We start from the raw sequence: 12,587 nt of genomic DNA, 5'->3' as shown, positions 1-12,587 counted from the left end.
ATGGAAGATATCACAGTATCAGAATTGAAAGGGCGCTTGGAAAAGGGGGAGAAATTCCACTTTCTAGACGTCCGTGAAGAATGGGAATTTGAAGAGGACAATCTTGGAGCCAAAAACATCCCCCTGGGTGAACTGCCCCACCGCATCAGCGAGCTGGAGAAGTTCAAGGATGAAGAGATCGTTGTTCACTGCCGCTCCGGCGCGCGTAGCAGCAATGCCAAGAAGTTTTTGGAAAGCAAGGGCTTTAGCCAAGTGCGGAATGTCCCCGGGGGGATACTAGCCTACAGAGCGCTTTAGTAAACTAGCCGGAATCTAAGTTCCGGCTTTTTTTATCTACAAAATCCCATCAGCTATTTAGTCTTCGATTTCCAAAGTTCCCAAAGCAAACTTCATCAGGACTTCCTGGAAATACAACGTGTATACAGCTTGAGCCTGATCAGCCTGAGCTCGTACCAAGGTCTGGTTGGCAGTAGACATATCCACAAAGCTGGATAGGCCCAGCCTGAATCTCTCACTGACAGCCTTGGCGGCCTCTTCTGCTGCCAATACCTGAACTTGCGAGTTTTCCTCCTTCCGTAGCGCGGCTAGGTAATTTTGGTAGGAAAGCTTCACCTCTTGGTAAACCTTCCGCTCTGTGGCCTCTTTTTGCAGCAACTGATTTTCGTATGCGGCCCTGCTTCTGGTCACATCCAATCGAGTCTGAAAATTGGTGAAGATGGGAATCGCCAAGCCGATTCCTAGCGTATTTTGAGGGTAAATTTTCAAAAACTGCTCCCTCAAGGTCCGCTCATCCAAAGAAGTGAAGAAGGTATTGTAATTGTAAAACGCGTTCAGTCTGGGATAGTACATTGCCTTGACGGCCTGCATGTCCTTCTTAAATGAGGTAGCAAGAAGGCTTTGTTGACCCAGATCCGCACGACTGGATTTTGCCATTTCATATAGCTCTGCCACATTCATCCCTGCAAACGAACTGCTCTCGCGGATAGGCTCCACAGGTTCAATTTTGGGCACGACTCCAGGTGCCAACTGCAGATATTCCGTGAGTAGCCATAGATCATTTTCCAGCTGGACTCCCGCATCAACTTTGACTGATTCAAGCCTTGCAACCTCAGATTGCTGATTGTAAAGATCGGACACAGTCCGCAGACCCGCATCCACAAAACCCTCAATCTGAAGCAACTGCTGTTTTTGGTTTTCAAGGTTTTCCGAAGCAATCCGGTAAAGTTCCTGATCCAACAATACCTGCAGATATCGTCTTGAGACGTCGAAGATCACTTGTTGTTTGGCGCGATTCAGCCCTTTCTCCCCAGCTTCCAGAGCCAGCTTGGCGGATTGGGTATCGAGTATCCTCCTACCCGAATTGAAAAGGGGCATGTTGACATTTAAGTTTCCGCTGACGATCTCGTTGGTTACGTTCGTTACCACGATTTCACCTTCAATCTGCTGGAACTGTTGGCCCGACTGTCTGCTAAAGTTGGAGCTAATACCCACGTTGGGAAGATGGGAAAGTAGCGCTACCTGCCGTTCTTTCTGAAGAATGGCCAAATTGTTTTCTTGGATTCGGTATTCCAAATTTTTGGTCAGTGCAAGATCCACCGCCATTTGAAAATCCATCGGGATAGTATCCTGTGCCTGCAAAGTGCCCGCAAGCAACAATCCGCCCAACACTCCAACCAGTTTTTTATTAAGAGGCAATCGCTTCATCTGTTTCTATTCTTCCGTCTACTAAATTGATCAATCGGGTGCCGTAGTCGGCATTTTCCCGAGCATGGGTGGCTTGGATGATGGTCGTTCCCTCCGCATGCAGTTCCCTGAATATTTCCATGATTTCCTTGGCCTGTGCCGAATGGAGGTTTCCGGTGGGTTCATCTGCGAGCAACACCCTAGGCTTGCCGGCAATCGCCCTGGCAATACCCACGAGCTGCTGCTGTCCGCCAGACAACTGGGCGGGAAAGAGGTCCTTTTTCGCCACCATGTTAAATCTATCCAACAAGTCTGCAATGATACTCTTGCGTTCTCCCGAGGACACATTTCTGTAAAGCAGCGGTGTCTCGATGTTTTCATAGACCGTGAGTTCATCGATCAGATGATACGCTTGGAAGATGTAGCCAAACTCGCTCTTGTGAAGGTTTGAACGCTCCTTGTCCCTCATGTGTCGGATATTTCTTTCTCCGAAAAAGTAATCCCCATCATAGTCCTCGTCGAGTAGCCCGAGGATGTTGAGCAAGGTGGATTTACCGGCGCCAGAAGGCCCCATCAGGGTGATAAATTCTCCCTCGTTGATGGTGAGGTTGATTCCCTTGAGAATGAAAACACGCTGAAAACGCGATTCGATGTACTTATCAATTTCTTTAAGTTGGATCATTTTATATAAATCAGATAATTAATCACTCTTTAATGTTTTGGACGGATTGACCCGGTAGACTTTCCAACTTCGATAGCCTATGGTTATCAGCGCTAAAAGCAAAACCACCAAGATAGAGCTTATGAAAGGCCCTATGCCGATCTGGGCTTTATTTGCAAAAGCCTCCAACCAAGTCCCTGAGAACCAAATCCCAAACCCTATCGCCAAGATCGCCGACAGTGCCAATAGCTTTAAAAAATCGGAAGAAAGCACAGCCAAGACATCCCCCTGCGTAGCGCCCAGCACCTTTCGGATACTGATTTCACGAGTTCTCCTCAAGGCAACATAAGACACCAAGCCAAACAATCCCATGCAGGCAATGAAAATCGCAATCCCGGAAAACAAGCCGAAGATAGCCCCAACCCGCTCTTCAGAACGATAGAGCTGGGCGTATTCCTGGTCTATAAACCGGTAGTTGAACGGTCTGTCCGGAACCAAAGCCTTCCATGTATCCTCAAGGGTAGCGAGATGAGTCGCTGGATTTCCAGCCGGCATTTTCACCAAGAGTACATTTGCTTGGCCGGGATCGATGAATATTCCCAAAGGTTCTATTTTGTGATGCAGGGAATTGAAGTAAAAATCGTTAACAACGCCTTTGACATAGGCCATAGATCCCCCATAGTTGAGTTTTCTGCCGATGGCCTCTTCCGGCGTCCAGCCCAGTTGGCTAAGCGCAGACTCGTTTAATATCAACGGAAACTCGAGCGCAGAGTCATAGGCGACACTCCTTGAAAGGTCGGTGTCCGTGAAGTTCTCCCCAGCTAGGACGGTCAGCCCGATTGTATTCACCAAATCTTTGTCTACAGAGTACCCGGTAATCATAAACTCCCTCTGGTTGTCTCCACCGGGAAAGATGGTATAGCCTGCCTTGATGTGGATAGGCATGTCCGCGGCCAGGGCGATGGATTCTGCTGAACCGGATCGAAGCATCTCCTGCTTTACCGACTCTATCGAATTGCGCATATTGTAATGGTACGGCAGAGCCAGCACCTGCTCTCGCTGGTAGCCTAGGTTAACTTCCTGCATGTAGTCGAGTTGGGATTTGACTATAAAGGTTGAGATCAACAATCCCATGGAGACGAAAAACTGGAAGACCACCAGGGACTTTCTCACCCAGGCCCCTCCGCCGATCTTGATTTGGTTTCCCAAAGCTTTGATAGGCTTCAGTCCGGAAAGGATTACGGAAGGGTACATTCCCGCAAGGAGCCCTACGGCAGCGACCAAGAAGGCCATTAGCAGGATTCCCTTCGCCGAAAAAAGTAGGCTTAAATCCAATGGCACCCCTCCCAACCTCACAAATTGAGGCGCTATCAGATAAATAATCAGCAGACTCAATATCGCTGCGCCAAAGGTCAAAATCAACGACTCGGAAACAAACTGGCCAAACAGCTGCATTCTGTCTGCGCCCATCACCTTTCGAAGTCCCACCTCCCGATTTCGCTCCGTCGCTTCAGCCGTGGCAAGATTTACATAATTGATGATCCCGATTGCGATCAACAAAATCGCCACCACGCCAAAGATGTAGAGGTATTTCACGTCCGTCCCTGGTTTGATCGAACTAAGCGTCTGATCGCCCAAGTGGATATTGGTCACTGGCTGTGTAAAAAAGGCCGTTTGGAAACCATACTCCTTTTGCTCCTCTCCCAAGTATTTCTCCACCAACTGGGGCAATTTCGCTTCAAACGCCGCTCGATCCGCATCCTCCCGCAGCTTGACGTAGCTGTAGTAGTTGCTTGGGGACCATTCGGGGTTCTTTCCATGCCTATGGGTCTTGAACGAAGCCAAAAAGTCAAAGTCCAAATGACTGTTGCTGGGGAAATTTTCCATGACACCAGATACTTGGTATTCTTTGCTGTCAATCTTGAGTGTTTTTCCCTCAGCATTCTGGGCTGACCCAAAATAACGATTGGCAGTCTCCTCGGTCAAGACCACCTGATTGGGTTCACTCAAGAGGCTTCCCTTTTGGCCAGCAAGGATCTCAAAATCAAAGACCTTGTAAAAGTTCTCATCCACAAAGGCGAATCGGGATTCCTCCTGATTCCCTTCGCCAGCATCGACCAAGACCGACGAAAAAATACTTAAGTCAAAAACCAGGGTACCTGTCTCAACTTCCGGGTACTCGTCGATCAATGTCGGCACCAAAAGGGACGGCGTGGTGCTGACCAACTGCCGCTCACCACCCGACACGAACTCTTGGTTGAACTTATAAATACGATCCGACCCGGTATACATCCTGTCATAGCTCCACTCATGGTAGATGTAAAGAGAGATCACAAAAAAACTGACTAGTGCAATAGTCAGCCCCAGCAGGTTAATCCCAGTGTAGAGCTTGCGTTTCTTCAGGTTTCTAAATGAGACTTTCAGGTAATTTTTCCACATGGCGACAAAAGTTGCGAGGTCGTAAAATTGAAAAGTGGTAAGGCTTCCTACCAACTTTAGGCATACTTCCTCCTCGGCTCTCTACTTCCTACTATTATGCCACAAAAAAAGCCCCTGAATTGACTCCAGAGGCATTTTTTTGAATTTATCCACATAGTTTTCTCGAACATTTTTGTTCGCCAGCGGACGAATCTTTTGAATTCAAAAGGATAAAATGAGCAAATTGAAAATTCAGCCGTCCATCTTTGTCCGTTAGAATTTCCTATACTTCCCCTTCAGGTATTGGTTAGCTTCTTTCTCCTCAAACTTGGCTTTCTTGCTATCCCAGTGCAAAGTCTGATTTGGGAATCGACCTGCGATCACCCCCAGCAGAATGGTTTCGGTCAGTCTTGCTGCATAGGAGAATGGCGCAGTACATTCACCTTGGCCGAGGCATGCATCGACAAACTGGTGGTAATGCTTCTTACTCTCGGCATCATAGTCCTTCACTGGCTTGCCTAGGTTGAACTTCTCGATATCCATTTCCTGATATTTTCCATCGACGATCAATCGCGGAAGTTGCTGGAAGTGCGGAAGCAGAAGTCTTCCTTTTTCTCCCATAAACATCGCTCCCTGATCCGGCAACTCATCCCCATTCGGCAACTTCAGATCCTCATGATCGGCAGGCGCCCCAGGACCGTCATACCATACCCACTTCAAAGTCTCGGCAGTATAGGGGGTCGCCGGAAACTCATACGTTACGACATTGTGCTCCGGAAAGCCAAAACCAGTCGGTTGGCGGGTTTCATTGACGATAGTTCTGGGAACATCAAGTTGAAGGGCATTGTATGGGGTATCAAAGATATGCACACCCATATCTCCCAAGGTGCCGCAGCCGAAGTCCATCACTTTTCTCCAGTTGCCCGGGTGGTACTCGCCCTCTTTAAAGGGGCGCTCTGGCGCCGTACCCAGCCACAGATTCCAGTCCAAATTGGCGGGCACCGGATCGCTTCCAGTTGGTGCAGGCTTGTCAGTTCCCCAGTTTTTTGGAGACCAAGCGCGTACCGTATGTACTTTGCCGATGATACCATCTTGGATCAAAAGCGTCGCAAGCTTGTAGTCGTAGAAAGAGTGAACTTGGATACCCATTTGGGTGACCAGGCCTTTCTTTTCCGCCACTTTTTTCATCTCTCTCGCTTCAGACACATGGTGGGTAAGTGGCTTTTGGCAATAAACCGGCTTGTCCATTTTCATCGCCATGAGGGAAGCTGGAGCATGGGTATGGTCTGGAGTCGACACGACTACCGCATCGATACCGTCTTCCATCTCCTTTAGCATTTCACGGTAGTCCGCATAGGTTTTTGCGTTGGGAAAAAGTGTTTTGGCCTTTTCGAGCATTGTGGAGTCTACATCGCAAAGAGCCACCACATCGACCGCATTGTGAGACGCGATCGCATCCAAGTCCGCCATGCCCATAGCCCCAAGACCGATGTGCGCTGTTCTCAATCTGCCATTTGCCTGGGCTTTAGCCAGAAGCGTGGGCGCCAAAGATAGGCCCAAAACTCCCAAGCCAGTCTTCTTGAGGAAATCTCTACGATCGATAAATTGGATCTTATTGTTCATATAAATGAGTTATTAATTGGTGCTAACTAATTATGGGTTATTGATTATTGAGTCATTGAAGATTCAGTAGCGCTCAGGTTTTCACCTTGGTGTCTCAATACCGGCGGCTAGCTACTCGATTCTTGATTTACAGTTCCTTGATTCTGATTTTTCTAAAGCGGACCACGTCGCCATGTCCCAGAAACCCGATGTGCCCACTGCTCCTCTGCAAACCCGGATGTTCCTTGCCATCCAGAGTCCCATCTTTGCTTGCCTCCAAGTAGTCTCCTTCCAAGATGGTCTCCCCGTTGAGAATTACCTTGATCTTGGGGTGCTGCACGATTACTTCCTCTACATTCCATTCGCCAACGGGCTTGAGATACCCACGCTTTGCGGGGATCACGCCATATACCGATCCGTGAAATTGATACTCATGAAGGTCCTTATACTTGTCGGCAGTATTGTCCAAAATCTGGATTTCCTTGCCTACATAGGCTGCGTCTCCAGAGAGCGGCGTATGGATGCCGAGGCCGTTGTTTGCACCAGGAGTCAGTTGAAACTCAAATCTCAAGACGAAATCTCCGTATTCCCTTTCTGTCAATAGATTCCCTCCGCCCGATCCCTTTGGATCAATTACGATCATGCCGTCTTTTGCTTGGTAAGCGTTTTTGTTGCCTACCCAGCCATCAAGGCTTTTGCCGTCAAACAAAAAAATAAAACCTGCTTCGCTATCCTGCCCAAAGCACGGCGAAAGGGCGAGAAACGTGTAAAATGTTGCGACTAAAAAGAGAGATTTCAACATGGCGTCTGGAGAATAAAAAAGGGCAATCCCTGTATTCAGCCGACAAATTAACCTTTCGCAGCAAATTTCCTTAAGAATACTTCGTAAAAAATTTTATTTACCTTCCAGATCGTTAATTCATTTTTTTAGAAAACTCTTATTCTACGGAGACAGAAAGAATTGTTGCGCGCCGATCTACCAACGTCTGTCTGCTTTTAAGGAGGAAATATTGGAAACGTTGTTCTTTGCGTGCTGTGAGTTGTGATGGACTCGAAAACTCCGACTTTCATCCTCTACCTGAGGTCAAACGATCGGATCAGTACCCGCCTGCAGATGTTGGCTAACCTAAATCAGAAATCCTCTATTCGTCCTTTAGCACCTTTGCAGGGTTAATTTGGGCAGCGACATAGGAATGCAATCCCACGATCAGCATGCAAATGGCCAGCACTCCGACGCCTGAAATCCCAAAGAGGGAATAAGGCATGGAGATTTTATAGGTGAATCCGTCCAGCCAATCACTTAGAAAATAATAGGCTGGATAGACGGCAAGCGCAAAAGAAACCAGCACAAGCAGCACGTATTCTTTAGAAATAAGGCCGAGAATCTGAACAATCGATGCACCGAGCACCTTCCGGATACTGATTTCCTTGGTCCTTTGGGCAATGGTATAGGAGGAAAGTCCGAACAGTCCCATCGCAGAAATCAGAATGGCCAAGATACAGGCACCTCCAAGTACATTTCGGATTCGCATATCCTCTTGATAAAAGCGCTCAATCTGGAAATCCAAAAATTTAAATTCTGCTGTCTCGTAGGGATAGATTTCTTTGTAAATCGCCTCAAGCTCCTGCTTTGCCATTGCAAGATTTTGGCCTTTTTCCAATTTTACTGTAACTGATTGGAAAAATTGGGGATTGACCGTGAGAATCAGCGGGCGAATCTCCTCTCTTAGCGTTCGGGAGTGAAAATTTGCCACCACTCCAACAATCTTCTTTTCACCACCATTAAACCGGATGCTGAGCCCAAGCGCTTCCTCCGCTGTATCAATACCAGCTTCCTTGAGGAAATTTTCATTGACCAGAATTTCGTCTTCTCTATTACTGCCTTGACTTCCCGCCAGGATGGGCACACCGTTTACTTTGGCAAATGCCGAATCCACGTTCATTACTTGGATATACAGCTGCTTCTCTGTGGTATCCATAGGAACGTGAGCGTCAGAGGTCCACAGACTGGAGGAAGACACAAGGTTGCCGCTGAGGCTTGCCCCCTTGACCATGCTTTTTTGGTTGAGTCTGTCTTGCAGCTGCACCATCTTGTCCGGAGGAGAAAGAAAAGGCAAAGAGGCGTACATGACCTCCTCTTTTTCGAAGCCCAAGGGTTGGCTAGACACATACCGCAGTTGCTGATTGAGGACCAAAACCAGGATAACGAAGGCAATCGAGGCGGAAAACTGCAACACTGTCAGGTTTTTTCTCAAGAAGACCCCAATTGAAAACCTCCTATAGCCGGAGGATTCCCCCTTGAGCGCCCGCTGCGGCTGGTAGCCAGACAAAACCAATGAGGGATAAATGCCGGAAACCAGTGTAATCATCAAGGGAAAGGCAAAACAGAAAGCGAGGTTGATCCCGCTGAGCTGGTCGATTCTAAACTCTGCAGGAAGATAATCCGAAAACAAAGCCCTCAGCGCCTCGACCAAACCAACTGCGATAGCCATAGCCAAGAGCACAATCAGATAGGTCTCGGTCAGGAATTGAAGAATCAGTTGAGCCCGTCTTCCGCCTAGGGTCTTGCGTATCCCTACCTCCTTGGCTCTTCCAATCGCTTGGGCGGTTTCGAGATTGATGAAGTTCAATGCCGCAAGGAAGAGAATAATCAAGCCAATGTAGATCAGGCCTTGGAGAAAGACTTTGGAAACCGCGGTATCCGAATAGTTTTGGCTAAAATGCATTTCGCTCAGGGGCTCCACAAAAAAAGTCGTCTTTCCTTCATCGTCCTTTTTGTAGTTCTTGTCCACAATCGACTTGAGCGACTCATCCAACTGGGCTTTTTCTACACCAAGTCCAGCTTTGACAAACAGCTGGGAACTAGAGTTAACGTTATCCCAACTATGCAGGCCGTACCACTCCTCCATCTCGCTATGCTTGATGGTTTGGTAGGAGATAAAATCAGTGAAGATAAAATCCGATTTCTCCCCAAAATCGTCCACCACCCCAGTCACTTGGGCGATAATCGTATCCGAATCAACCCATAGGAGCTCCTTCCCCAGTGCCGTGCCGGCATCGACTCCGGGAAAATAGCGGTTCAGGCTGGCTACCGAAATGACCGCTGCGTTGGGTGCATCAAGCGCCGTTTCTGGATTTCCCGCCAGCCACGTTCTTGGAAAAATCTTGAAAAATCCGGGATCGGCAAAAGTGACGGTATTCACCCTTCCATAGACCTTGTTTTCGGCTGGGTTTGCCACCAATGTCTCGCTCAGAGTATAAAGCCTTCCTTTGCCTTCCACAGCGGTGATCTCATCTTGGATCACCTCGCCCAGGGGTCCCGGAGTTCCGGAGTTGGGAAAACTGCCGTCTCCCCATTCGGTCAATGTATTTATCCTGAAGATCCGATCTCCATCAGGATGGAAGCGGTCAAAGCTGTAGGAGTAAAAGACCAGATTGAAGATCAAAAAGCAGATCGAAATCCCGAGCGAAAGCCCTAACACATGGATAAAAGTTCTGAGTTTGTTGCGGCTAAGATTTCGCCAGGCGATTTTAAAGTAGTTTTTCAGCATTTGATTGGAAATGTTTCAAAATTGATGATCCGAATTCCGAAGAAAGCAGAATCAACATGCACCCCTTAAATACAACATCTGACCTATTTCAACGGTAGCTTGCCGGCTCAAAGCATCCCTCACTCCGGTTGATTTATTGGCGGATTTCTATCCTAAATCGGATGTACCGATCCCAGCCTTACTCATCCTTCAGGGTTTTTACAGGATTCATTTGGGTCGCGCGATAGGATTGGGCAGAGATCACCGCAATGGTAAACGCAACTCCTCCTGTCGCCAAGACCAGGAAATTGACCCACGATGGCCATTCTTTTACCGCAAACTGCTCCAGCCAACCTTGCATAAAGTACAAACTCAATGGCAAAGCGACAACTACTCCGACTAGCGTGATAACCAAAAACTCCTTGTTGAACATCCAAGAGATGCTCCAGCTGGAGGCTCCCAATACTTTTCTGATCCCGATCTCCTTGGTTCTCCCGGCTATACTTAAGGCCGCCATGGCAAACAAGCCCATCGCAGCAATCAGAATGGCTATACAAGCAGCCAAGAAAACCATCTTACCCAAACGCTCGTCGGCTACGTATTGCTTTTGGACGGTTTCATCTAGGAAATTGTAGCTAAATGCTTCCATAGGAAAAACCCGCTCCCATTCGCTTTCCAACAAAGCCCTGAAAGCCTCAAAGTCGGTTCCTGCACCTTTAACCATCACTTTGGGATTGGTAGCGGAGTGGATCATCAGCGTATTGATTCCGCTGAAGATGACATCGGGGCTTTTGGCCAGAATGACGGGTTCGATCTCTCTATAGAGCGAATTATGGTTGAAGTCCTTCAGCACACCCACGATTTCATGGCTTTGGATTTTGTTGCTGGGCAACATTTCTCCCAAGGGATCATCCCAGCCCATCGCTTTGGCGAAGGTCTCATTGATCAGTACCGCATTGCTGTCAGCCCCTACTTGCGGGTTCAGATCACGGCCTTGGGCAAGTTCCAACCCAAGCGTTTTCACATATTCTCCACCGATAAAGTTCAAACGAAAATCAAACTGTTTTTCATCCGGCGTCGGGAACCCACCGTCCCAAAATGAGTCATCTCCGTAGGTGGCAATGGTGATGCCGGCAGACAGAATTTCCGACCTGCCCATCAGTGCTTGTCGGTAAATCTCCGCCTGTGCAAAACTAGCACTGATTGTCTTCCTGAAATTGGTGCCCGGAACATCCGGCACATCGACCAACACAATCATCTCCTGATCAAAACCAAGGTCATAATTTCGGATCGCATTCATCTGATGGACCATGATCAGGGTCGATGCGATCAGCATGAACGAAATGAAAAATTGAAAGGCTACCAGTCCTTTGCGAAGTCCCTGCTTTCCAAACCGGATCGAAAGGTTGCCTTTCAGGACCTTTATGGGTCTCAGACTGGACATGAAAAATGCCGGATAAGCCCCTGCCATCGCGGTGATAGCCACAACCAATCCAAACAAAATCAGGATTTGCATGGAGCCATACACCAAGTCCAGCTTTTTGTCAAACAGCTCGTTGAAAGTCGGAAGCAGCACTTCAGACAAGATCATTCCCAACACGAGTGCAGCAATGGTGATTAGAAATGCCTCGGTCAGAAACTGGAATACCAGCTGACCAAATTCCGCTCCCATGGTTTTGCGGACACCCACTTCCTTAGCCCGGGTGGTAGATCTCCCTATTGCCATCGTTGTGAAGTTGATACAGGCGATCAGCAAAATCAAAAAAGCAATCCCTGCTAATATCCAAAGCAAGGTTGGGCGGGTTGACTCGGCCATGCCGGAGTCGGGATTGTCTGTAAGATGTATCTCAGAGATGGGCTGGAGTGTGAACGAATACTCACCTTCTTTATAATCCTCGCCCAGCACTTTCTTCATCATGGCCTCCACCCCAGCTTCTATCGTTGCTTTGGATTGAGCATCATTGAGTTTGATGTAGGTATCTCCGTAGACATTAAACCAAGACTCCTGATTTCTCTTCGCCACGCTGAAATCCAGGTTTGCATCGTTCACCAGCATCTCAAACTTAATACTGGAATTCGCTGGCAGGTCCTCCAGAAGTCCAGTGACCTGGTACTCCTCATAATTATCTCCCATCTGTATCCGGATGGACTTTCCCATGGGATTTTCATTTCCAAAATACTTTTTGGCGGTCTCTTCTGTGATCACCACGCCAAACTTGTCTTGCAAAGCTTGATCCTTCTTCCCCTCAAGAAGATTGAAGCTGAAAATCTCAAGAAAATCCGGACTCACTGTCAAGAACTGCTGTGTTTGAGTAGTCGACTCATCCAGGTAAGCCTGTGCTGAGCTGCCGATCAACCGGGTCGTATGGGTCACCTGTGGAAACTCCGCGGCAAAGGTAGGGGCTGTGATAATCGGAGTGGAGAAACTAGAAATCATGCCTTCCTCTCCCTTTTCGTGACGCTCTACCCTAAAAATCAGATCGCTGTTCTCATGAAAATCATCAAAGCTGCTCTCAAACTGGACAAAAAAGAAAATCAGGATGCTGACTCCCAATCCAAGTGACAGGCCAACCAAGTTGATACCCGTATGAAGCTTGTGCTTCAGGAGGTTTCTAAAGGCTATTTTCAAATAGTTTTTGATCATACGCTAGCTTTTTTCACAAGTCGAGTAAAATCCTTCGGTGGAAACAAAG

General features: G+C 47.9%; 8 protein-coding genes. 1 reads left to right on the top strand and 7 read right to left on the bottom strand.

All coding sequences use genetic code 11. The features are described 5' to 3' along the window. Positions 1–297: a rhodanese-like domain-containing protein gene (locus J0A67_RS05800; protein ID WP_206568315.1), complete on the top strand. Its 297-nt coding sequence runs from the start codon at positions 1–3 to the stop codon at positions 295–297. A gap of 57 nt (positions 298–354) precedes the next feature. On the opposite strand, the gene J0A67_RS05795 is transcribed toward J0A67_RS05800, so the two are convergent. The 7 genes from J0A67_RS05795 to J0A67_RS05765 form a co-directional block, all read right to left on the bottom strand. Further along, a complete protein-coding gene (locus J0A67_RS05795; RefSeq protein WP_206568314.1) occupies positions 355–1,704 on the bottom strand; it encodes a TolC family protein in 1,350 nt (449 codons plus the stop codon). Beyond that, a complete protein-coding gene (locus J0A67_RS05790) occupies positions 1,685–2,365 on the bottom strand; it encodes an ABC transporter ATP-binding protein (RefSeq protein ID WP_206568313.1) in 681 nt (226 codons plus the stop codon). The genes J0A67_RS05795 and J0A67_RS05790 overlap by 20 nt, the downstream gene beginning before the upstream one ends. A gap of 18 nt (positions 2,366–2,383) precedes the next feature. Next, on the bottom strand, positions 2,384–4,783 hold the full coding sequence (locus tag J0A67_RS05785; protein WP_206568312.1) for an ABC transporter permease: 2,400 nt from the start codon (positions 4,781–4,783) through the stop codon (positions 2,384–2,386). 252 nt (positions 4,784–5,035) lie between these two features. Next, positions 5,036–6,385, bottom strand: a complete 1,350-nt coding sequence (locus J0A67_RS05780; RefSeq protein ID WP_206568311.1) for a Gfo/Idh/MocA family protein — start codon at positions 6,383–6,385, stop codon at positions 5,036–5,038. A gap of 127 nt (positions 6,386–6,512) precedes the next feature. After that, positions 6,513–7,166, bottom strand: coding sequence for a 3-keto-disaccharide hydrolase (locus tag J0A67_RS05775; protein WP_206568310.1), 654 nt, complete (start codon positions 7,164–7,166; stop codon positions 6,513–6,515). Between the two features lie 340 nt (positions 7,167–7,506). Beyond that, positions 7,507–9,915, bottom strand: a complete 2,409-nt coding sequence (locus tag J0A67_RS05770) for an FtsX-like permease family protein (protein ID WP_206568309.1) — start codon at positions 9,913–9,915, stop codon at positions 7,507–7,509. 178 nt (positions 9,916–10,093) lie between these two features. Continuing rightward, on the bottom strand, positions 10,094–12,538 hold the full coding sequence (locus J0A67_RS05765) for an ABC transporter permease (RefSeq protein ID WP_206568308.1): 2,445 nt from the start codon (positions 12,536–12,538) through the stop codon (positions 10,094–10,096). Between the last annotated feature and the right edge of the window lie 49 nt (positions 12,539–12,587).

The organism is Algoriphagus aestuariicola (genome assembly GCF_017254835.1).
GTDB lineage: Bacteria > Bacteroidota > Bacteroidia > Cytophagales > Cyclobacteriaceae > Algoriphagus > Algoriphagus aestuariicola.
This window is presented reverse-complemented; position numbering and strand designations above follow the sequence as displayed.